Annotated in this window: 22 protein-coding genes and 2 riboswitches; of the genes, 12 read left to right on the plus strand and 10 right to left on the minus strand. The window is 68.2% G+C overall.

What is annotated here, in order from left to right; all coding sequences use genetic code 11:
- The first annotated feature begins 9 nt into the window (after positions 1-9).
- Entirely contained in the window at positions 10-630 is a 621-nt protein-coding gene (locus BLS34_RS05845; protein ID WP_093148879.1) for a glutathione S-transferase family protein, read from the plus strand.
- A 107-nt stretch (positions 631-737) separates the two neighbouring features.
- On the opposite strand, the gene BLS34_RS05850 is transcribed toward BLS34_RS05845, so the two are convergent.
- The 3 genes from BLS34_RS05850 to BLS34_RS05860 form a co-directional block, all read right to left on the minus strand.
- Positions 738-1,457, minus strand: coding sequence for a DUF1028 domain-containing protein (locus BLS34_RS05850; RefSeq protein WP_093148881.1), 720 nt, complete (start codon positions 1,455-1,457; stop codon positions 738-740).
- Between the two features lie 74 nt (positions 1,458-1,531).
- The gene (locus tag BLS34_RS05855; RefSeq protein ID WP_093148883.1) at positions 1,532-2,473 is read right to left on the minus strand and encodes an aldo/keto reductase; all 942 of its coding nucleotides are present in this window, start codon (positions 2,471-2,473) and stop codon (positions 1,532-1,534) included.
- 24 nt (positions 2,474-2,497) lie between these two features.
- A complete protein-coding gene (locus BLS34_RS05860) occupies positions 2,498-3,382 on the minus strand; it encodes a phytanoyl-CoA dioxygenase family protein (protein ID WP_093148885.1) in 885 nt (294 codons plus the stop codon).
- Positions 3,383-3,516: 134 nt separating this feature from the next.
- Here BLS34_RS05860 and BLS34_RS05865 point away from each other — a divergent pair, with 134 nt between their 5' ends.
- A complete protein-coding gene (locus tag BLS34_RS05865; protein ID WP_093148887.1) occupies positions 3,517-3,768 on the plus strand; it encodes a hypothetical protein in 252 nt (83 codons plus the stop codon).
- A gap of 6 nt (positions 3,769-3,774) precedes the next feature.
- Here BLS34_RS05865 and BLS34_RS05870 read toward each other — a convergent pair whose 3' ends face one another.
- Positions 3,775-4,209, minus strand: coding sequence for a PaaI family thioesterase (locus BLS34_RS05870; protein WP_028795591.1), 435 nt, complete (start codon positions 4,207-4,209; stop codon positions 3,775-3,777).
- A 382-nt stretch (positions 4,210-4,591) separates the two neighbouring features.
- Here BLS34_RS05870 and BLS34_RS05875 point away from each other — a divergent pair, with 382 nt between their 5' ends.
- From BLS34_RS05875 to BLS34_RS05885, 3 genes are all read left to right on the plus strand, one after another.
- On the plus strand, positions 4,592-6,820 hold the full coding sequence (locus BLS34_RS05875; protein WP_175474117.1) for an ATP-binding protein: 2,229 nt from the start codon (positions 4,592-4,594) through the stop codon (positions 6,818-6,820).
- Positions 6,813-7,208 (plus strand): response regulator, encoded by a 396-nt coding sequence (locus BLS34_RS05880; RefSeq protein ID WP_038015183.1) that lies wholly within the window; start codon positions 6,813-6,815, stop codon positions 7,206-7,208. Before BLS34_RS05875 ends, BLS34_RS05880 begins: the two co-directional genes overlap by 8 nt.
- An 86-nt stretch (positions 7,209-7,294) precedes the next feature.
- Entirely contained in the window at positions 7,295-8,938 is a 1,644-nt protein-coding gene (locus BLS34_RS05885; RefSeq protein WP_093148893.1) for a GMC family oxidoreductase, read from the plus strand.
- 127 nt (positions 8,939-9,065) lie between these two features.
- Here the strand turns inward: BLS34_RS05885 and gcvP are convergent, their stop codons facing one another.
- The 4 genes from gcvP to BLS34_RS05905 all read right to left on the minus strand — a co-directional run bounded on the left by gcvP (position 9,066) and on the right by BLS34_RS05905 (position 14,469).
- Positions 9,066-11,951, minus strand: coding sequence for an aminomethyl-transferring glycine dehydrogenase (gcvP, locus tag BLS34_RS05890; protein WP_093148894.1), 2,886 nt, complete (start codon positions 11,949-11,951; stop codon positions 9,066-9,068).
- Positions 11,952-12,018: 67 nt separating this feature from the next.
- The gene (gene gcvH, locus BLS34_RS05895; protein WP_028795587.1) at positions 12,019-12,384 is read right to left on the minus strand and encodes a glycine cleavage system protein GcvH; all 366 of its coding nucleotides are present in this window, start codon (positions 12,382-12,384) and stop codon (positions 12,019-12,021) included.
- Between the two features lie 23 nt (positions 12,385-12,407).
- Entirely contained in the window at positions 12,408-13,520 is a 1,113-nt protein-coding gene (gcvT, locus tag BLS34_RS05900) for a glycine cleavage system aminomethyltransferase GcvT (RefSeq protein ID WP_093148897.1), read from the minus strand.
- 53 nt (positions 13,521-13,573) lie between these two features.
- Positions 13,574-13,657: riboswitch (glycine riboswitch) on the minus strand.
- Between the two features lie 3 nt (positions 13,658-13,660).
- A riboswitch (glycine riboswitch) is annotated at positions 13,661-13,779 on the minus strand.
- A 171-nt stretch (positions 13,780-13,950) separates the two neighbouring features.
- Positions 13,951-14,469 (minus strand): hypothetical protein, encoded by a 519-nt coding sequence (locus BLS34_RS05905; RefSeq protein ID WP_051245010.1) that lies wholly within the window; start codon positions 14,467-14,469, stop codon positions 13,951-13,953.
- A 178-nt stretch (positions 14,470-14,647) separates the two neighbouring features.
- Between BLS34_RS05905 and ispH the strand changes: the two genes are divergently transcribed.
- Genes ispH through rnhA form a run of 3 tightly spaced genes read left to right on the plus strand, consistent with a single transcriptional unit; the run spans position 14,648 to position 17,046 of the window.
- Positions 14,648-15,607, plus strand: a complete 960-nt coding sequence (ispH, locus tag BLS34_RS05910) for a 4-hydroxy-3-methylbut-2-enyl diphosphate reductase (RefSeq protein ID WP_093148898.1) — start codon at positions 14,648-14,650, stop codon at positions 15,605-15,607.
- A gap of 18 nt (positions 15,608-15,625) precedes the next feature.
- Positions 15,626-16,588, plus strand: a complete 963-nt coding sequence (locus BLS34_RS05915) for a homoserine kinase (protein WP_028795584.1) — start codon at positions 15,626-15,628, stop codon at positions 16,586-16,588.
- On the plus strand, positions 16,585-17,046 hold the full coding sequence (rnhA, locus tag BLS34_RS05920; RefSeq protein WP_028795583.1) for a ribonuclease HI: 462 nt from the start codon (positions 16,585-16,587) through the stop codon (positions 17,044-17,046). Before BLS34_RS05915 ends, rnhA begins: the two co-directional genes overlap by 4 nt.
- Positions 17,047-17,143: 97 nt before the next feature.
- On the opposite strand, the gene BLS34_RS05925 is transcribed toward rnhA, so the two are convergent.
- Positions 17,144-17,749: a LysE family translocator gene (locus BLS34_RS05925; protein WP_028795582.1), complete on the minus strand. Its 606-nt coding sequence runs from the start codon at positions 17,747-17,749 to the stop codon at positions 17,144-17,146.
- 103 nt (positions 17,750-17,852) lie between these two features.
- On the opposite strand from BLS34_RS05925, the gene BLS34_RS26170 reads away from it, so the two are divergent.
- From BLS34_RS26170 to BLS34_RS05940, 4 genes are read left to right on the plus strand one after another with little or no spacing between them, the layout of a single operon-like run.
- Complete coding sequence (locus BLS34_RS26170; RefSeq protein WP_215906047.1) at positions 17,853-18,272, plus strand: cupin domain-containing protein; 420 nt, start codon at positions 17,853-17,855, stop codon at positions 18,270-18,272.
- The gene (locus tag BLS34_RS26630) at positions 18,232-18,777 is read left to right on the plus strand and encodes a helix-turn-helix transcriptional regulator (RefSeq protein WP_281241202.1); all 546 of its coding nucleotides are present in this window, start codon (positions 18,232-18,234) and stop codon (positions 18,775-18,777) included. Before BLS34_RS26170 ends, BLS34_RS26630 begins: the two co-directional genes overlap by 41 nt.
- A gap of 48 nt (positions 18,778-18,825) precedes the next feature.
- Positions 18,826-19,833: a tRNA dihydrouridine(20/20a) synthase DusA gene (dusA, locus tag BLS34_RS05935; protein WP_093148900.1), complete on the plus strand. Its 1,008-nt coding sequence runs from the start codon at positions 18,826-18,828 to the stop codon at positions 19,831-19,833.
- A 49-nt stretch (positions 19,834-19,882) separates the two neighbouring features.
- Entirely contained in the window at positions 19,883-20,422 is a 540-nt protein-coding gene (locus tag BLS34_RS05940; protein WP_028795580.1) for an inner membrane-spanning protein YciB, read from the plus strand.
- On the opposite strand, the gene BLS34_RS05945 is transcribed toward BLS34_RS05940, so the two are convergent.
- Positions 20,419-21,564 (minus strand): MFS transporter, encoded by a 1,146-nt coding sequence (locus BLS34_RS05945; RefSeq protein WP_175474118.1) that lies wholly within the window; start codon positions 21,562-21,564, stop codon positions 20,419-20,421. The genes BLS34_RS05940 and BLS34_RS05945 overlap by 4 nt on opposite strands.
- Positions 21,565-21,655: the final 91 nt, after the last annotated feature.

Genomic DNA, 21,655 nt, shown 5'->3' on the forward strand with positions numbered 1-21,655 from the left:
GAGATAGGCATGTTGAAGATCCTGGGCCGGGCGAACTCGGCCAACGTCCAGAAGGTTCTGTGGGTCTGCGAGGAGCTGGGCGTTCCGTTCGAGCGCGAGGATTACGGCGGACCTTTCGGCAAGACCAAGGACAAGGCCTATACCGACCTCAACCCGAACAGCGTGGTGCCGACGATCATCGACGGCGGTTTCGTGCTGTGGGAGTCGAACGCCTGCACCCGCTATCTGGCGGCCAAACACGGCAAGGGCACGCTCTGTCCGACCGACCCGCAGGAATACGCCGACGCCGACCGCTGGATGGACTGGCAGCAGACCACCGTGCTGCCGTTCATGACACCGGTCTTCTGGGGCCTGGTGCGCACCGCCGAGGCCGACCGCGACATGGCGGCGATCGGGGCGGGAATCGAGAGGGGCAACGCGGTCTTCGCCATCCTCGACAGGCGGCTTGAGGGCCGGAAGTTCATCATGGGCGACCACCTGACCATGGCCGATATCCCGGTCGCCATTCAGGCCTACCGCTTCCTCACCCTGGTCACGGACCGGCCGGCGATGCCGAACCTGGAGGCCTGGATGGAGAACTGCCGGGCGACCAAGGGCTTCAAGAAGTGGATCGACCTGCCGCTGACGTGAGGCCCAGCCCCCCGAAGCCGTGATCACGGACCTGATCCGGGATCAAGCTGCGGAACCGTCCGTGGCTTGGTCCTGACTTCCGTCAGGATGGACGGTAGGGAAAGGTGTTAGAGGGCGCCTTCCTGCGCCTTCCACGCCGCGATGAACGCCTCGCGCTCGTCGGGATCGTAGATGCCGCTGGGGTTCTCGCGGGTCGGCAGGGTCGCCATGTAGGGGCGTCGCTCGGCCCAGAACAGGTCGAACACCCGGCGCAGCTCGGCAACCGGGTCGGGATGCTCGTCGACCCGCAGGTCGACCGCCGCATGGATCTCGCCGCCCCGCACCATCAGCGCCGCCGACTGCCGGCCCCGCTTGTCGCCGCCGGCGGCCTGGCCCGCCTCCAGCGCGCCGAGCAGCCGGTCGGCGAAGGGCTGTGCCTCGCTCCCCGCGTTCCAGGCCGCCACCGTCGCGTCCAGCACCTGCGGGCCGGCCAGCATATTGCCGGCGATCGACACCGCGTCGCCGGTCCAGTGCCCGCACCACTCGATACAGCGCGCGCCGGTATGGGCGAAGGGGCGGCCGGCGGCGTCGACGCCGTGGATCTGCCGCCACATATGGCCGTCGTCGCCGGTCAGCGCGTGCCCGATCGCCGTCTGTCCGCCGGTGCCGTTCGCCAGCGCCTCCAGCAGCCGTTCCCCGGCGACCGGGCTGGTATAGGACTGCGACGACAGCGCCCCGACGCCGTCGCGGAACATCGGACACAGCGCGCCGACGGCGATCACCCTGGAGGAGATGGCGATGCCGATCTGCCCGCTGGACGGGTCGCGGGCGACGATGGACCAGGTCATGGGCGGTTCCTCGATGAAACTGGATCGGAACGAATCCGGGTCGGGATGAAGCGGGGGCGGCTTGGCGGGTCGGCTCAGCGGTGGGCGGAAACGATGCGGCGGATCACCTCGGTCGGCAAGACTCGGCCGCTGGCCGCCGCGTTCTCGTGCAGGTGCCGGAGGTCGGCGGTGGCGAAGACGGCGCTGTGCACGTCCGGGTGGGACAGGACGAAGCCGAGGCAGGCCTGGGCCGCGCTCCAGCCCTTCACGGCGGTCAGGAACCGACAGCGCTGCGCCCGGGCGACTTGGCCGGCGGCGACCAGCCGGTCGGTCAGGCGGCGCTTGGCCTGCCACCAGGTGCGCGGCAGCGACCAGTCGGCGTCCATCTCGGCGAAGCTCATGCGGGCCAGCGTGCCGGTGGCGATCACGCCCAGCCCGTCCAGGGCGGCCTGCTCGATGATCGCCTCGCTGTCCTGATCGGCCGGGCTGTAGGCCGGCATGATCACGTCGATCAGCCCGGTGCCCCGGGCCGCGACGAGCCCGGCGGTGATCTGTTGCGGCGAGCCGGCGACGCCGATGAGGTCGGCGGCCCCCTCGCCCTTCAGGGCGGCGAGCGTATCCATCAGGTCGTCGGTCAGATAGGCGCTCTCCGGCCGGTCGAGGCAGACCAGGGGCAGTCGGTCCAGGCCGAGCCGGTCCAGGCTCTCCGCGACCTGCTGCTCGACGGTGTCGGGGGAGAAGTCGCGGATCACCTGGCTGCGGCCCAGCCGCACCGTGCCGACGCCGATGGAGATGAGGAGGTGGTCGCGCTCCGGTCCCAGCGTGCGCAGAGCCTTGCCCAGCCGTTCCTGGGCTCGCACCCCGTCATAGCAGGGTCCGGTGTGGAAGCCGGTGATGCCGAGCTTCACCGCCTGTTGGATCAGCGCGATGGCCGAGGCCTCGTCCATCCATCGTCCGGACCAGGGCCGGGTACAGGCGAGGCCGAGTTCGGACACGGTCCAGCCGGTGCGGCCCAGCCGGCGGGTGGCGACGGTCATGGGGACGGCTTTCCGGGCGGGCGGTCAGGCCTGGGCGCGGCGGGACTCCTGGCCCTGCACGGTGAAGAACGAGGCCGATTTCGGCTGCTTCGGCAGCTCCACCTCGATCGGGATCATGCGGGCCACCGGGCTCTCCTGGCCGCGCACGATCTTGCCCTCGTTCGGATTGGCCATCGGGTTGCGGGCGATCGGCACCGCGTCGGCGGCGGTGTAGACGCAGATATACAGGCCGCGCGGCCGCTGTGAGGCATTGGCGGCGGAGCCGTGAGCGAGGCGGGTATGCATCAGGCAGACCGCGCCGGCAGGCCCGGTCACCGCCACCTGGCGGGCCTTCATCTCCGCCTCGGTCTCCGGCCGCATCTTGCCGACGAACACGCCGTTCTCGAACAGGCTGTGCATCGGCCCGCGATGGGTGCCCGGCACCACCATCAGGCAGCCGTTCTCCTCGGTGACGTCGTCCAGCATCAGCAGGGCGGTGATCACGTCGTCATTGGTGTGCGGGGTGAAGGCGAAGTCCTGATGATAGCCGACCTCGGTCTTCGTGCCGGGCAGCTTCACGTTGATCTTGCAGTGATGGAACTTCACGTCCGGGCCGATCAGGTCGGCGATCATATCCACGGTGCGGGCCTGGGTCATGACGTCGAGATAGGCCGGCGATATGTCAGACGGGTTGTTGACCCGGCGCAGGGCGGGATGCTCGGCCGTGTGCTCCGCCCCCATGTCGAAGCGGGCGCGTCCGTCCACCGTCTCCGGCCCGAACGGCTCGTCATGGGCCCGGCTCTCCTCGACCCAGCCGGCGAGGTCGGCCTTCAGGGCGGCGAGTTGGGCCGGCGTGACCGCATCCTCGACGACGAGGAAGCCGTCCCGGTTGAAGGCGTCGATCTGGTCGGCGGTGAGCGCGGTGGCCATGGCATCCTCCTGTTCCCCGGCGTGTCCTGTCCCGAATGCGTCCGGCGCGGGCGGTCTATTTGTGCACGAACTCGTGTGGCCTGCAAAGCTGGCGCTCGGGGAGGGGCCGCACCATCTTACGGGTGGAGGTTCCCATGCGCGCTACCCTTTTCCTGATCGGCCTGTCCGGCATTCTCATCGCCCTTCTCGCGGTTGCCGCGATGTGGGGCTGGCAGCAGAGCGGCGGGCAGGCACTGAGCATCCACGGCTATCTGGCCCTGGGGCTCGGGGCGCTGTTCACATTCTGGCTGACCGCCGGCCTGATGGCGCTGGTGTTCTATTCCAGCCGCCACGGCTACGACGACGAGGCCGGCGCCGCCGAAGAGATCGACGAGCGGATCCCGTAAGCGGCGTTACCCGCTGGACTGGCTGTAGGGATCGCTGCTGCGGATTCGGTACGAGCCTTCGCCCATGGCCAGCACGTTGCCCTCGGCGTCGGTGACCTCTCCCCAGGCGAAGAAGATCTTGCGCCCGCCACCCTTGCGCACAGCCTTTGCCCGCACCGTGCCTTCGCGGCTCTGGCCCATGAAGTTGGTGGTCAGCGTCAGGGTCAGCGCCTTGGCCGCCGGCTCGCCCGCCGGACGCCACACCCCGCAATAGCCGCAGACCGCGTCGATCAGCGTCGCCATCACCCCGCCATGCAGCACCCCCGACCGGTTCAGGTGATGCTCCTGGATATCGAGCTCCATGATCGCGTGCTCGGGCGTCCACTCGACCAGGCGAAAACCCAGCGTGGCGTTGAAGCCGACCAGCTCCTCGAGGGATTCAGGCGTGTCGGTGTCAGTCATGACGGGATCCGTATCTGGTCAAGAAGAGGCGATAGCGGCCGATCCTATCGATGCCGCACCTGCGAGGCCAGACCGCGAGGTGATCCTCGCCTGCGCGGCGCCGAAAGTGCCGCTGGTTGTGACACTCTCCGGCATCTGCCCGGCCGGTCAGCTGAAGCAGCACGGTGTTTCCGCGTTGCCCGCTCCGAAGGCGTCCGCCACCCGCGCGACGTGAAGTCCGACCTGAAGGTCGTCAGCCGAGATCTCGGTTGACGCGACGACCGACGGGGCGCTCGACCTTGATCAAGGTCAAAGCGAAGGCCGTCACCTGGGCTATTAGTTGCGGCATCCGATACTGGAGGCTCTCCGACCCCCACGCATGCGAGCACCGATGCCCGTGCCCATGAAACAGAACAGCGCAGACCCGGCCGCCGTACCGTTCATCGGACGGCACCCCGGTGCGCTCGCCGCCATCGTGGTGGCGATCCTGACGATCACGGCGATCCTGCTTGTGCTGGCCATCAACCGCATTCAGACGACCCAACTGGAAGCCGATGCGATCGCACGGGGCGAGACTTGGTCATCGGCGCTGATCTCCGTGCTGGAATCGGTCGATCAGGTTTTTGAAGGCGGGCAACTGTCCCAGAAGGACCGATCCACGATCGCGCTTGCCTCTCGTATCGGCGGATTGGAGAAGTTCATCATCTTCGATGCTGCAGGGACGGCGATCGCCGCCAGCGATCCGACGGATCTCGGGTCCGTCAACCGCTCCCCCTATTGGGTGGATTCCGTGTTGCGCGGCCGCGTTCACGCCACCATCGAACATCAGGCGTCCGGCGAATCCGGGACGGTGGAGCCGGGCATGACGCGTGCCGTCACACAGACCGTCGTGGCCGAAACCTATGTGCCGGTCTTCGCCGGCGAAGAGACCGACCGCCGTGTCATCGGCGCGTTCGAGACCTATCTGGACGTTACCGACAGCGCCCATAGCTACGCGCGGATCGGGTTCTATGCGTCGACGGCCGGTATTGCCCTGATCGCCGCCGCCGCGGTGATCGCCGTGATCTTCGCCCGTCGGACTCTGGCTTATCGACTGGAACGCGAGACCATTCTGGCGCAGGCCCGACAGAGCGCCGAATCCGCCAACCGCGCCAAGTCGTCGTTTCTGGCGACGGTCAGCCACGAAATCCGAACCCCCATGACCGGCATTTTGGCAACTACGGAACTCTTGGAAGAGTCCGGCCTGAACCCCGAGCAGAAAACGATGGCCGGCGTTGTCCGTAGATCGGCGACGTCCCTGCTGAGCCTGCTGAACCAGCTTCTCGACCAGTCGAAGATCGAGGCCGGTAAGCTGGACATCGACCCGAAGCCGTTCGTCTTCGCGTCATCCATGCGCGCTGTTATCGAGCTGTTCTCGTCGGCGGCCAGCGCCAAGGGGTTGAGCCTGACTGTTCACATCGATGACGCCCTTCCCAAGGCGGTGATCGGCGACAGTGCGCGGATCGAACAGATCTTGGGGAATCTCCTCGGCAACGCCCTCAAGTTCACCGAGACCGGCAGCATCACGGTGTCGGCCGTCCCTGAGGCCGACCGGGCCGACTGGGTCCGGATTGAGGTGTCGGACACCGGCATCGGCATTTCGTCGGGGTCGGCCAACCGCCTCTTCCATCCGTTCGAGCAGGCGGATCGCGGTACCACCCGGCGGTTCGGCGGTACGGGCCTGGGACTGACGGTCTCGCGACAACTGGCGGAGCTCATGGGCGGGACGCTGTCGGTGACCAGCGCGCCCGGACAGGGCAGCACCTTTCGCTTGGCGATACCGTTGCCGGCGACCGCCATTGAGGACGCTGGCGTCGAACCATCGCACCGTGCGCCGAGTGCGCATCTGCGCGTGCTTGTGGCGGAAGACGACGCAACCCTGCGCTGGGTGATCGGCCGGCAGTTGGATCGGCTCGGGTGCGCGACCAGAGTTGTCGAGGATGGGGCGGCGGCCCTCGCGGAATGGAGTGGCAATCCCGGAGTCTGGGATCTCATCATCACCGACTGGCACATGCCGCGCCTTGATGGATTGGGGCTGGTTCGGGCCCTGCGCGAAAGCGGGCGGGATCACCCGCCGGTGATCATGCTGACGGCGTCCGGGATGCCCGAGGAGATCGAGACGGCCCGCCAGGCGGGGGTGAGACAGGTGCTCGTCAAACCGGTGCAGCTCGACGGTCTGGCGGCGGCCCTGGTAGCGGCGGAGCGGGGCAGCGCGGCTGTCGCTGTGATGCCCCCTCTGGCAGATGACGGAGATGACAAAACCTCGGTGCTTGATACCTCAGCATTGGAAGAGCTGAGCGGCGGCGATCGGGAGATGGTCGACCATCTGCTGCGCGATTTCGCCCGGCGGCTGGAAACCGATCGACACGAGCTTGCGGTGGCGGATGCGGCGACCCGCCACAGGATGGCCCATGCCTTGCGCGGGGCCGCGGCCGCGGTCGGGGCCGCGGGCCTGGCGGCCGCGTGCGAGCGCTTGGAACATGACGACGATGCCGAAGCCTGGACCGCTTTCGAGCAAGCGGCTAATGCGGTGGCAATCAGGCTGCAGACGCGCCTGGGGGCGGTCGCGGATAATGGGACGAACGATGGATGACGCATATCTGGAACTCGATGCCCTTGTGATCGAGGACGACGAGATCCAACGCAAGATTACGGTCCAGGCCTTGAAGGTCCTTGGTTTCGCCTCGGTCCGCGATGCTGAGGACGGAGAGACCGGGTTACGGGCCTGTATGGACAAGCTGCCCGACGTCATCGTCTGCGATATCGAGATGATGCCGATGGACGGGATGACGTTTCTGCGAGCGCTACGCCGTACCCGGATGCTCAAGGTCCGGGAGATCCCGGTCGTGTTCCTGACGACCCACAATGAATCCGCGACCGTCCAGGAAGCCGTAAAGCTCGGCGTCGATGCCTTCATCGTCAAACCGCCGACCCTGAAGTCTCTGAAGAGCCGTATCGACGCCGTCCTGGGCATCACCTGATAGGGGCCTTTTCGTTATCGAGGGCTCTCGCGGCGACCGCATCTTTCCCCATTGAGCGCCCGACCGCCCCGCGCCACACTTCCGGCATGCGCGAGGTCGATTACATCATCGTCGGAGCCGGATCGGCGGGCTGCGTGCTCGCCAACCGGCTGAGTGCGGATCCGGACGTCTCGGTGCTTCTGCTGGAAGCAGGCGGCAAGGACTGGAACCCGCTGATCCATATCCCGCTCGGCACCGGCAAGCTGGTGCGCTCGTCCATGCACTCCTGGGGCTACTGGACCGAGCCGGAGCCGCATCTGGACAACCGCAAGCTCTACTGGCCGCGCGGCAAGGTCCTGGGCGGGTCGTCCTCCATCAACTCGATGATCTACGTGCGCGGCCATCCGCGCGACTACGACACCTGGGCGCAGCTCGGCAACCGGGGCTGGGCCTGGGACGACGTGCTGCCCTATTTCAAGCGCTCCGAAGGCCATGTGGACCGACGGGCCGACGCGCTGCACGGCACGTCCGGCCCGCTGAAGGTGCAGCGCGGGCGCGGCGACAACCCGCTTTACGACGCCTTCGTCGCCGCCGGGGTGCAGGCCGGCATGACCCGGATCGACGATTGCAACGGCCCGGAGCAGGAAGGGGTCTGCCGCTACGACTTCACCATCCATGACGGACGGCGGGCCAGTGCGGCGGTGTGCTACCTGCGCCCGGCGATGAACCGCTCCAACCTGACGGTGGAGACCTCGGCCCTGACCCATCGGGTGGTGCTGGAGGGCGGACGTGCGACCGGTGTGGAATACGCCCGGGGCGGCTCGCTGGAACGGGTGCATGCTAGGCGCGAGGTGATCCTGGCCGGCGGCTCGCTGAACTCGCCCCAGGTGCTGATGCTCTCGGGCATCGGTCCGGCGGACCATCTGAAGAGCCGTGGGATCGCCCCGCTGCACGATCTGCCCGGGGTCGGCCGCAACCTGCAGGACCATCTGGACATCCCGCTGCAATACGCCTGTCCGGAGCCGGTGACCCTGCACAGCCTGATCCGGCTCGATCGGGCGGCCCTGGCCATGGCCCAGGCGGCGCTGTTCCGCACCGGCCCGGCGGCGACCTTCCCGGCGGAGGGCGGGGCCTTCGTGAAGACCCGACCCGAACTGGAAATGCCGGACATGCAGTGGCACATGCTGATCGGCCTGGGGGCCAAGCGGGTGCGGCTGCCCTGGCTCTGGCACCTGTGGAAGGACCGGATGGACCAGGACGGATTCACCATCCGCATGTGCCAGCTCCGCCCGGAGAGCCGGGGTCATCTGGAACTGGCCTCGGCCGATCCGGCGGCGAAGATCCGGATCTTCGCCAACTACTACGCCACGGAGAACGACCGGAAAGTGTTCCGCGACGGGCTGCGCATGGCGCGCGGCTGGGTGGCGCAGTCGGCCTTCGACCGCTGGCGCGGCGATGAGCTGAACCCCGGCCCGTCGGTGGCGACGGACGAGCAGATCGACGCCTATGTCCGGCGGATCTCGGAGACGATCTACCACCCGGTCGGCACCTGCCGCATGGGCAGCGACCCGGACGCGGTGGTCGATCAGGAGCTGAAGGTGCACGGGGTGGAGGGGCTGCGGGTGGTCGACGCGTCGATCATGCCGCGGCTGATCGGCGGCAACACCAACGCCCCGACCATGATGATCGCCGAGAAGGCGGCCGACATGATCCTCGGTCGGGCGGCGGCCGGGGAGCGGGCGGCGGCTTAGCCGCCCAAGCGTCAAACACGCCGAACTCCTGCCGCAGCCGGCTCCCGGTCGACCGCCGGATCAGGTCCGGAGGCCGCCGGGATGACGGTGTGAGGCGAGGCCGATGGTACCAGGCGGAACCGGCGGATTACTCCGCCGCGTCCTGATAGGCCTCGATCGGCGGGCAGGTGCAGATGACGTGACGGTCGCCGTACACGTTGTCGATGCGCGACACCGGCGGCCAGTACTTCGACGCCTCCATGCCCGCCAGCGGGAAGGCCGCCTGACGCCGGCTGTAGGGCCGGTCCCAGGCATCCGCCAGCAGGTCGTCGCTGGTATGCGGGGCGTTGCGCAGGGCCGAGGCCTCCACGTCCATCTTGCCGGTCTCCACCGCCCGGATCTCCTCGCGGATGGCGATCATGGCGTCGCAGAACCGGTCGATCTCCGCCTTGCTCTCGCTCTCGGTCGGCTCGATCATCAGGGTCCCGGCCACCGGGAAGCTCATGGTCGGGGCGTGGAAGCCGTAATCCATCAGCCGCTTGGCCACGTCGTCGACGCTGACGCCGCAGGCATCCTTGATCGGCCGCAGGTCGATGATGCACTCATGCGCCACCAGCCCGTCCGGTCCGGCATAGAGCACCGGGTAGTGGTCGGACAGCCGCTTTGCCAGGTAGTTGGCGTTCAGGATCGCCGCCTGGGTCGCCTTCTTCAGACCCTCGGCGCCCATCATGCGGATATAGGCCCAGCTGATCGCCAGGATGCCGGCGCTACCGTAGGGCGCGGCGGAGATGGCGCCGATGGCGGTCTCGCCGCTGTCCAGCTCCTCGTGGCCCGGCAGAAACGGCACCAGATGCTGGGCGACGCCGATCGGGCCCACGCCCGGGCCGCCGCCGCCATGGGGGATGCAGAAGGTCTTGTGCAGGTTCATGTGGCTGACGTCGGAGCCGAACTCGCACGGGCTGCACAACCCGACCAGGGCGTTCAGGTTGGCGCCGTCGGTGTACACCTGACCGCCGTTGTCATGGACGATCTGGCAGATCTCGCGGACCTTCACCTCGAACACGCCGTGGGTCGACGGGTAGGTGATCATCAGCGCCGCCAGGTTGTCGGCATGGGCCTCGGCCTTGGCCTTCAGATCGTCGACGTCGACATTGCCTTTGTCGTCGCAGGCGACCACGACCACCTTCATGCCGGCCATCGCGGCGGAGGCCGGGTTGGTGCCGTGGGCGGAGGACGGGATCAGGCAGATGTCGCGATGCGCCTCGCCGCGCGCCCGGTGATAGGCGCGGATGACCAGGAGCCCGGCATACTCGCCCTGGGCGCCGGAATTCGGCTGCACGGACACCGCGGCATAGCCGGTGGCTGAGGCCAGCATCCGCTCAAGCTCGCCGATCAGCCGCAGGTAGCCCTGGGTCTGATCGGACGGGGCGAAGGGATGGATGCTGGCGAATTCCGGCCAGGTGACCGGCACCATCTCGGTGGTGGCGTTCAGCTTCATGGTGCAGGAGCCGAGCGGGATCATCGAGCGGTCGAGCGCGATGTCCTTGTCCGACAGGCGGCGCAGGTAGCGCAGCATCTCGGTCTCGGACCGGTTCTCGTGGAACACGGGATGGGTCAGGAAATCCGACGTCCGCCGCTGCTCCTGCGGGATCGGCTCGCCGACCGCCGCCTCGATCTCGTCGAAGGTGAACTCCGCCTTGGAACCCTGCCAGAAGCAGGACCAGATCCGCTCGACCGTCTGCCGGTTGGAGGTCTCGTCCAGGCTGATGCCGAGCGCCCCTTCCAGGAACCGCAGGTTCATTCCCTCGACCCGGGCGGCTTCCCAGACGGTCGCGGCGACGTCCGGCGCCTTGACCGTGACGGTGTCGAAGAAGGCATCGCTGTCCAGCTTGTAGCCGAGCCGGCGCAGGCCCTCAGCCAGGATGGCGGCCAGGCGGTTCACCCGTGTGGCGATCCGGGTCAGCCCGTCGGGCCCGTGATAGACCGCGTACATCGACGCGATGACCGCCAGCAGCACCTGGGCGGTGCAGATGTTGGAGGTCGCCTTCTCGCGGCGGATATGCTGCTCGCGGGTCTGCAGCGCGAGGCGGTAAGCCGGACGGCCGGCGGCGTCGACCGACACGCCGACGATGCGGCCCGGCATATTGCGCTTATGGGTGTCGCGGGTGGCGAAATAGGCGGCATGTGGGCCGCCGAAGCCCATGGGCACCCCGAAACGCTGGGTGGTGCCGACGACGATATCGGCGCCCCACTCGCCCGGCGGGGTCAGCAGGGTCAGCGCCAGCAGGTCGGCGGCGACCACCACGATGGCGCCGTTGCCATGGGCCCGCTCGACGATGTCCTTGTAGTCGTTCACCGACCCGCGGGTCGCGGGATACTGCAGCAGGTAGCCGAAGGCCTCGGCCGGCAGGCCGGCGAACTCGTCGCCCACCTCGATCTCGATGCCGATCGGCTCGGCCCGGGTGCGCAGCACGTCGATGGTCTGCGGATGTACCCGCTGGGAGACGAAGAAGACCGCACCCTTGTTCTTCGCCAGCTTGCGGCCCAGCGCCATGGCCTCCGCCGCCGCCGTGCCCTCGTCCAGAAGCGAGGCGTTGGCGATGTCCATGCCCGTGAGGTCGGCGACCATGGTCTGGAAGTTCAGCAGGGCTTCCAAGCGTCCCTGGCTGATCTCCGCCTGGTACGGCGTGTAGGCGGTGTACCAGGACGGGTTCTCCAGCACGTTGCGTTTGATGACCGCCGGGGTGACCGTGTCGTAGTAGCCCATGCCGATCAGCGAGGTCGCCACCTTGTTCTGGGCGGCCATCTCGGCCAGTTCGGCCAGTGTCTCGGCCTCGCCCTTGGGGGCGTCGAGGGCAAGTGGCTGGTCGAGATGGATCGACCGGGGCAGGGCCGCATCGCTCAGGGCGTCGAGGCTGTCATAGCCGAGCGCGGCCAGCATGGCGGCGCTCTCGTCCGGGCTCGGTCCGATATGCCGGCCGATGAAGGCGGCCTGGTCGTGCAACTGCTCGACGGTCATACGGGTCTCGGTCATAGGTCTCTCCACGCGGGGACGCGCTCAGGGGGCACAGCTCGGGGGGCTGAGCTCAGGGGGGCTCGGTTCAGCCGATCAGGTCGTTGTAGGCGGCTTCGTCCATCAGGCCGTCCAGCTCCGACGGATCGCTGAGCTTCACCTTGAAGAACCAGCCGGCCCCGGTCGGGTCGGAATTGGCGGTGCCCGGCGCGTCGGCCAGGGCCTCGTTGACCTCGACGATCTCGCCGGCCACCGGGGCGTAGATCTCGCTCGCCGCCTTCACGGATTCGACCACGCCGGCCTCGTCGCCCTTGGCGACGGTCTTGCCCACATCGGGCAGTTCGACGAACACGATGTCGCCGAGCTGCTCCTGGGCGTGGGCGGTGATGCCGACGGTGCCGACATCGCCGTCGACGGAGACCCACTCGTGATCTTCGGTGTACTTTACAACCATAGTCCCGCTCCTAAGCGATTGTTTTAGCGTTTATATCCAGGAGTAACGAAAGGCAGTTTGACGACCGTCGCCGGCAGCGGCTTGCCGCGCACCATCAGGGAGACGGCGGTGCCGACGGCGGCGTGGGCGCCGGCCACGTAGCCCATCGCGACCGGGCCTTCGACGCTGGGGCCGAAGCCGCCGCTGGTGACTTTGCCGATGGGGGCGCCGTCCGCGTCGACGATCTCGGTGCCTTCGCGCGCCGGGGCGCGGCCCTCCGGCTTCAGGCCGACCCGCTTGCGCGTGGTGCCCTCGGCGATTTCCTTTTGGATGCGCGCGGCCCCCGGGAAGCCGCCTTCCTCGCGCCGGCGCTTGCCGATCGACCAGAGCAGGGCAGCCTCCACCGGCGAAGTGGTGGTGTCGATGTCGTGGCCGTAGAGGCACAGACCGGCCTCCAAGCGCAGGGAATCGCGGGCGCCGAGGCCGATGGGCTCCACATCGGCATGGTCCAGCAGTTTGCGGGCCAGGGCCTCGGCCCCGTCGGCCGGCACCGAGATCTCGTAGCCGTCCTCGCCGGTATAGCCCGACCGGGTGACGAAACAGGGCAGGCCGGCCACGTCCATCGCCGCCCCGGTCATGAAGGTCAGCTCAGCCGCTTCGGGCGCCAACTCGACGAGCACGCTGACCGCCGCCGGTCCCTGCAGCGCCAGCAGCGCCCGGTCCTCCAGCACGCTCAGCGAGCCGCCGAACGCGGCCTTCATCAGGGCGATGTCCTGATCCTTGCAGGCGGCGTTGACAACGACGAACAGGTGGTCGCCGGCATGGGTGACCATCAGGTCGTCGAGAATCCCGCCCTCGGCATTGGTGAACTGGGTGTAGCGCATGCGCCCGGCGGTGAGCCCGGCGATATCGCCCGGCACCAGGGTCTCCATGATCTGGGCGGCACCCGTTATATCGGAACCGGCCCCGTCGATCCGCACCTGGCCCATATGGGAGACGTCGAATAGTCCCGCCTTGACCCGCGTGTGCCTGTGCTCGCCCAGGACGCCCAGGGGAAACTGCACCGGCATGTCGTAGCCGGCGAAGGGCACCATCTTGGCGCCGAGCTCGCGGTGGAGCGCATTGAGCGGGGTGGTCTGAAGCGTGGCGTCGGTCATCGAGACTCCGTGACAAAGGGTGCATGCGACCGGGATTCCGGTGCACACCCCCTCTCTGTCCCGAGACCTGAAAGATTGACCGCGATGGCCTGCGGCTTTCCTCGTCGGTGGGGCGATCGCTCGCCCGCTCTCCAGAGTCACCTCACCTCGGGGTACGGGCGCCTGAGAGTTTCCGGGGGCGGTTGCTCCTTCGGCGGCGCCGCGATCCGGGGAAGTTCAGGAAACGGCCGGATCCGCCGCTCTCTCCCCCGAGGGTCGTGGGTTATGACGGCGCAGAGAGTAGCCGAAGAAACGGAATCTGCAACCGCTTCTTGGCACGCCGGGCGCGGCCGGCCGGTCGGCGGCTCCGCAGGGACACCGCCACCCCGCGGGCGGGTCCACACCAAGTTCTCCGCGTTATTTCAAGGCGATGACCGCGAAATGGAGCGGCTCAGCGGGCCTTGTTGCGCTGGTTGTACTGCACCTGTTCGGGGGTGATCTGCAGGCCGATCAGGATCCGGATCTGCGAGAAATCGCTGTCGGCCGGCGTGGGAATCATGATGTCGATCTCCTCCACGATGCCGACCCGCCGACGGTTGCCCTCGAACGGCAGGGAGACGTCGTAGATCTCCTTGGCCGTGAAGTTGCCGGGCCCGTTCTCGATCGCCACGAAATACTTCAGGTCGGCTTCCCGGGTCGTGTCGGCCGGGCCGCGCTCGGCGCTCAGCAGCACGTTCATCGCCACCTCGACCCCGTCTTCGCCGTATTGGCAGACCGAGTCGACGGAATCGACCTGCGCGGTGAAGGCCACGTCGGTGAGGTCCTGGCCGCCGCCGGGGCGGAAGCTGGTCATCCGCTCGACGCCGGCCACGGCGGCCGCGGGCGGGCAGAGCCGCTCCACCGGCTTGTCGCTGGCGCAGGCGGAGAGGGCGAGCGCGGCGGTCGCCGCCAGAAGAATGTTTGAACGCATCAGGGTCCGTTATAGGTTCCGTCGCAAAAGGGTCGGTCGCCGGCCCGCTTTCGGCCGGGAAAACGCCGGCGCCGACGATAGCCCGCCCCCAGGCCGCACGCAATTGAACCGGGCATATTGAGGGGCGTATGCGGCGACGATTGACGGCACCCCCGCATTCGTCGGAAAACGGGGCGTGATGACAGCGCAACAGAAACAGCCCCTGACCATCGTGCTCGCGGCCCCGCGCGGGTTCTGCGCCGGCGTGGACCGGGCGATCCAGATCGTCGAGCAGGCGCTGCACAAATGGGGCGCGCCGGTCTATGTGCGCCACGAGATCGTGCACAACCGCCATGTGGTGGAGAGCCTGGAGGCCCAGGGCGCGGTCTTCGTCGAGGAACTGGACGAGTGTCCGCTCGACCGGCCGGTGGTGTTCAGCGCCCATGGCGTGCCGAAATCGGTACCGGCCGAGGCGGCACGGCGCGAGATGGTCTATGTCGACGCCACCTGCCCGCTGGTCAGCAAAGTGCATCTGGAGGCCGAGCGTCACCACCGCATGGGCAGCCACATCATCCTGATCGGCCATGCCGGCCATCCGGAGGTCGTCGGCACCATGGGCCAGCTTCCCGACGGGGCGATCAGCCTGGTCGAGGACGAGGCCCAGGCCGAGAGCTTCACCCCGCCCGACGGCGCCGGCGGTCTCGCCTTCGTCACCCAGACGACCCTGTCGGTCGACGACACCGCGCGGATCGTCGAGGTGCTGCGCCGGCGGTTCCCGGACGTGGCCGCGCCGAAGAAGGAAGACATCTGCTACGCCACCACCAACCGCCAGGAGGCGGTGAAGGCGATCGCGCCCAAGGTCGACGCCCTGGTGGTGATCGGCGCCCCCAACTCCTCCAACTCCAAACGGCTGGTCGAGGTCGGCAAGGTCGCCGGCTGCGGCGAGTCCCGTCTGATCCAGAAGGCCGCGGATCTCGACATGGCCTGGCTGGCCGGTGTGCGCCGGCTCGGCATCACCGCCGGCGCCTCCGCGCCGGAGCTGCTGGTCGAGCAGGTGATCGAGGTCTGCCGCGCGCATTTCACCGTGAGCGTGGAGGAAGTGGAGGTCGCCCGCGAGGACATCCGCTTCAAGCTGCCCCGCGCCGTCGCGCCTGCCTGACGGAAGGGCCTGAAGCACATGGCGGTGTATACGCAGATCTCCGACGGGGAGTTGGAAGCCTTCCTGGGCGAATACGATCTGGGTGAGCTGGTCTCCTTCTCCGGTATCGCCGAGGGGGTCGAGAACTCCAACTTCCTGGTCCGCACCACCGCCGACACCTTCATCCTCACCCTCTACGAGAAGCGGGTGAACCGGGACGACCTGCCGTTCTTCATCGAGCTGATGCGCCATCTGGCGAAGAAGGGGCTGAACGTGCCCAGCCCGGTGCCGGGCCGCGACGGCGCCACCCTGCGCGAGCTGAACGGCCGGCCGGCGGCCATCGTCACCTTCGTCGATGGTGTATGGCGGCGGCGGATCAGGCCGTCCTGCTGCCGCGAACTGGGCGCCGGCATGGCGGAGATGCACGTCGCCGGGCTCGATTACGATCGGGTGCGCGAGAACAACCTGTCGGTCGCCGGCTGGCGGCCGCTGTTCGACAGCTGCGATCTGCCGAAACGCGAGATCTACCACGCGATGCATAACCAGCTGAACATGGAGCTGCATCATCTGGAGGCGCACTGGCCCAGGGACCTGCCGGTGGGCACGATCCATGCGGACCTGTTCCCCGACAACGTGTTCTTCCTCGGCGACACGCTGTCCGGCTTCATCGACTTCTATTTCGCCTGCACCGACATTCTGGCTTACGACCTGGCGATCTGCCTGAACGCCTGGTGTTTCGAGACCGACGGCAGTTTCAACGTGACCAAGGCGCGCAATCTGGTCATGGGCTACGAGAGCGTGCGGCCGCTGAGCGCCGCCGAGCGCGCGGCCCTGCCGATCCTGGCCCGCGGGTCGGCGATCCGCTTCCTGCTGACCCGCCTGTACGACTGGCTCAACCATCCCGAAGGGGCGCTGGTGAAACCGAAGGATCCGATGGAGTACCACCAAAAACTGCGCTTCCATCAGGGCGTGTCCGGTCCCGCCGCCTACGGCCTGACATGAGCGGCGAGGAGGGGGCGGGCGAGAAAGTCGAGGTCTTCACCGACGGCGCCTGCAGCGGCAATCCCGGCCCCGGCGGCTGGGGCGCCATCCTGCGCTGGCGCGGCAACGTGAAAGAGCTTTCCGGCGGCGAGGCGGAGACCACCAACAACCGTATGGAGCTGATGGCGGCGATCTCCGCCCTGGAGGCGCTGACCCGGCGGATGCAGGTGGACCTGACCACCGACAGCACCTATGTGCGCGACGGCATCACCAAGTGGATGAAGTCCTGGAAGGCGCGGGGCTGGAAGACGGCCGACAAGAAGCCGGTGAAGAACCGCGACCTGTGGGAACGTCTGGACGCGGCGACCCAGCGCCACGACGTGGACTGGCACTGGGTGAAGGGCCATGCCGGCCACCCGGAGAACGAACGCTGCGACGAACTGGCCCGCGAGGCGATCAAGGCGATCCGGGAAGGGTGAACGCGCTGCGCTGTCCCCATTCGCGCGCTCCCCGGGCTCTTCTCCCACTCCCCGGAATAAATTCGGGCAGTGGGAGAAGCGGGAAGAGAGAAACCCCTCACCCCCGCAGCAGCACCGGCAGCATCGAGCCCACCAGCAGCACCGCCATGGCCACGTTGAACGCCGCGATGCGGTTGCCTTTGGCGAGCACGCCGCGCAGGGCGGTGCCGGAGATCGCCCAGACGCTGATGGAAGGGATGTTCACCACCGCGAAGACCGCGATCATCGCCACCAGGCTGGCGAGATAGTCCGCCTCGGACGTGTAGGACACGGTCAGGATCAGCGCCACCGCCCAGGCCTTGGGGTTCACCAGCTGGAACAGGGCGGCCTGGACGAAGGTGACCGGCTTCTCGATGCGGTCCGGCGCCGACGGGCCCAGTGCCCGGCTGCGGCCGATCTTCAGGGCGAGCCACAGCACATAGGCGCCGCAGGCGATTTTGAGCGCGAGGGTCACGGCGGGAAACCGGTCGAGCACTTCGCCCAGCCCGATGCCGACCAGGAATACCATCGACAGGAAGCCCAGGCTGATGCCGAGCACGGTGGGAAAGGTGCGCCGGAAGCCGAAATTGGCGCCGGAGGCCAGCAGCAGGAAATTGCCCGGACCGGGCGATATCGACATGACGAAGGCGAAGCCGATCAGGGCGAGGGCGGTATCTGGCGTCATCGGGTTCCTCCAAGGGTGACGCCGCGAGCCTAGCCATACCGTTGTCGGAAAGAATGCCAGACAGTCGATTGTTCTTATCCAATCGTCCAAATAGACTGCCTCTATGGATCAGTATGATGTGCTTTCCGATGTCTTCTCGACCCTGCGGCTGACGAGCGCGTTGTATTTTCGCGCCGAGCTCTCCGGTCGGTTCGCGGTCGAGGTGCCGGCGGAGGCCCGGCGGATCCGCTTCCATCTTGTACGTCATGGCACCTGCCGGGTGTCCATGTCGGGGCAGGAGCCGGTGACGCTCGCGCCCGGCGATGTGGCGCTGATCCCCGACGGCGCCCGGCAGATCCTTTCGTCGGACCCAAGCCCGACGCCGGTTTCGCTGGCGGAGCTGATGGCGCAGGGGGCGGTATCCGACGGCGTGCTGCGCTGCGGCGTCCGCCGGCCTGCTCTGCGGCTTCTGCGCCTTCGACGAGAGCCTGGACCATCCGGTTCTGCGCGACCTGCCGCCGCTGATCGTGCTGCGGCCCGGTGACCTGGGGGCGGAGCCTTGGGCCGCGGCCGGGCTGCGGCTGCTGCACCTGGAGGCGGATTTCGCCGGACCGGGCGGCACCGCGATCCTGTCGCGGCTGATCGAGATCGTGGTGATCCAGGCGGCCCGGCGCTCCGTCCGTGTGCCGGGCGGGCGGCCTGCCGGATTCCTCGCCGCGCTCACCGACCCGGCGCTGTCCCGGGCGCTGGCGGCGATCCACGGAGCGCCGGAGCGCGACTGGCGGGTGGTGGATCTCGCCCGGCTCGCCGCTCTGTCGCGGGCCGGTTTCGCCCGGCGTTTCGCCGAGACGGTGGGTGCCACGCCCATCGACTACCTGACCGACTGGCGCCTGGCCAAGGCCCGCGCCCTGCTGTCCGACACGGCCCTGTCGATGGACGATATCGCCGAACGCTGCGGCTATCGCTCGGTGCCGTCCTTTACAAGGCGGTTCAAGGCGCGGTTCGGCAAGGGGCCAGGAGCGTTCCGCCGCTCCCGACCTGGCGCCTGACCGGCTGGGGCTGACGCCGACACTCGATTTCGTGTAAAACCCCGCGCCATGACGCACACGACCGCTTCCCTGGACCGCCGCTTTACCGTGGCGCCGATGATGGATTGGACCGACCGGCACTGCCGCGTGTTCCACCGTCTGCTGACGCGCCGTGCGGTGCTCTATACCGAGATGGTGACCGCCGACGCGGTGCGCCTGGGCGACCGGCGGCGGCTGATCGGCTATTCGGCGCAGGAACATCCGCTCGCCCTGCAGCTCGGCGGATCGGAGCCCGGGGCCATGGCCGAGGCGGCGCGGATCGCCGAGGACTGGGGCTATGCCGAGGTGAACGTCAATGTCGGCTGTCCGTCCGACCGGGTGCAGTCCGGCCGGTTCGGCGCCTGCCTGATGCGCGAGCCGGAGACCGTGGCTCAGGTGGTGGAGGCCATGCGCGCGGCGGTCTCGATCCCGGTCACCGTCAAATGCCGCATCGGCGTCGACGACCAGGATCCGGAGACGGCGCTGGACGCGCTGGTCGACCGGGTGGTCGACGCCGGCTGCGCCACAATCATCATCCATGCCCGCAAGGCCTGGCTCCGGGGTCTGTCGCCGAAGGAGAACCGGGACGTGCCGCCGCTTGACTACGACCGGGTCCGGCGGCTGAAGGCGGCCCGGCCGGAGCTGGAGATTCTGCTGAACGGCGGGCTCGGCGACCTGGACGCCGCCATTGCCGAGGGTGCCGGGCTCGACGGGGTGATGGTCGGCCGGGCCGCCTATCAGACCCCGTGGATGCTGGCCGGGGTCGATGCCCGGGTCTATGGCGCGGCGCCGACCGATCTGGACCGTCACGCCGTGGTCGACGCCATGGCCAAGTATGCCGACCGGATGCGGGTCGAGGCGGGGACGCCGGTGAAATCCATCGGCCGGCACATGCTCGGCCTTTTCCAGGGGCTTCCGGGTGCCCGGGGGTGGCGCCGCCGGCTGTCCGAGACCATGTATGGCGACGATGCCACCGGGGCGGTGTTGCGGGAGGCCGCCGGGCTGGTGCCGGCGGAGTCCACGCGCCGCGCCGCCTGATCCGATCCGTTTGACCCGACGAGCCTGACCTGACCAGAAGGAGACCGCGATGACCCGGACCCGGGCCCTGACCGAGTACGGCCCCCTCATCCTGTTCTTCGTCTGCAATTACGTGTGGGGGATCATGCCGGCCACGGCGGTGCTGGTTGCCACCACCGTCATTGCTACCGCCTACACGGTCTATACCGAGCGACGCATCCCGTGGATGCCGGTGATCGGCGCGGTACTGGTGTCGGTCTTCGGCGGCCTGGCGCTGGTGTTCGACGACGCGTTCTTCCTGAAGATCAAGCCGACGGTGGCGACCCTGCTCATCGCCGCCGGTCTCGCCTTCGGCCTGCTGATCCGCAAGTACTTCCTGCGCACGATCCTGAACGGGGTGCTGGAGTTGGACGACACCGGCTGGCGCAACCTGACGATCTACTGGATCTGTGCCTTCTGCATCATGGCCGCCGCCAACGAGGTGGCCTGGCGCACGCTGTCCACCGATGGCTGGGTGACCTTCAAGGCCTTCGGCCTGACCGGTCTGTCGGTCGTGGCGGCGATCGGGGCGGCGCCTCTCATGAAGGCGGTGCGCGGCGGGGAGTCCTAGGCTTTCAAGATCCGCCCTAAAACGGCGGAAAACCCCAGACCGAGCACTCCCAGCACCCCCATCGTCAGATAGGCGGCCTGGCCGTAGGCGTCGTAGAAGAAGCCGGCCACCGGCATGGCCAGTCCCATCACCACGCCGGAGACCAGGGCGTAGTAGAAGGCCTGGGCCGTGGCCTCCAGCCCCTCCGGCGCGTTGTCCTGCAGGTAGCGCATGGCGCCCAGATGGGCGGCGCCGAAGGTCAGGCCGTGCAGGAGCTGCAGGGCGCCGACCGCGATCAGGTCATCGGTGACCGCGGTCAGCGGCCAGCGGATCATCGCGCCGATGCCGGCGGCCGCCAGCAGGACCGGGGCCGAGGCGAAGCGTCCGAGCCGGGCGGCCAGGGCGAAGACGACGATCTCGGCCACCACGCCGAGCGACCAGAGCATGCCGATGGCGCTTTCGCCGAATCCGACCGTCCGCCAGGAGATCGTCCCGAAGCCGTAGAACACCGCGTGGCTCGCCTGGGCGCAGCCGGCGGCCGCGATGAAGACCAGATAGCGGCGGTTCGCGACCAGCCGGGCCGCCGCAGCCCAGGACCAGGGTTTGCGCGCCTCGCCGCCACGCCCCGGGAGCCACACGCAGCTCGCGATCAGCACGACCATGGTGCCCAGGATCAGCGGCAGGATCACCGGGTCGCCGAACCGCTCGGTCGCGGCCCCCACGGCGAAGGCGGCGACGATGAAGGCGACCGAGCCCCAGATCCGGATCGGACCGTAGTCGAGGCCGCGCAGCTTGATGGCGCTCAGGGCCAGCGCCTCGCCCAGGGGCATGATGCTCTGGACGGTGAAGCCGAGCAGGAAGGCGAGGACCAGATAGCTCCAGAACGGCCCGGCGAACCAGAACGCGCCGTAGACCGTGAGGCCGCCGAGGGCGAGCAGGACGGTGGTCCGCTTCAGGGTGCCCGTTGCGTCGGCCACGGTCGCCAGCACCGGATGGGCCACCAGCTTCACCCAGAACCCGACCGAGAGCACCGCACCGATCGCCACCGGCGACAGGCCCCGGCTCTCCAGCCAGGCCGGCCAGTACGGCAGCATGATTCCGACCACCGCGAAATAGGCGGCATAGAACAGCGACAGGCGGACCGAGATCGGGTTGATTGTCATGGCGCGGCTTTCGGTCGGCGGCATCACCTTCGGCGGTACCGCACAGTGGCGAAGCCCGTCGACGACGCCATATAGTGTCGCCAGGAGGTCG

It is taken from the genome of Thalassobaculum litoreum DSM 18839, from assembly GCF_900102465.1.
Taxonomy (GTDB): Bacteria; Pseudomonadota; Alphaproteobacteria; order Thalassobaculales; family Thalassobaculaceae; genus Thalassobaculum; species Thalassobaculum litoreum.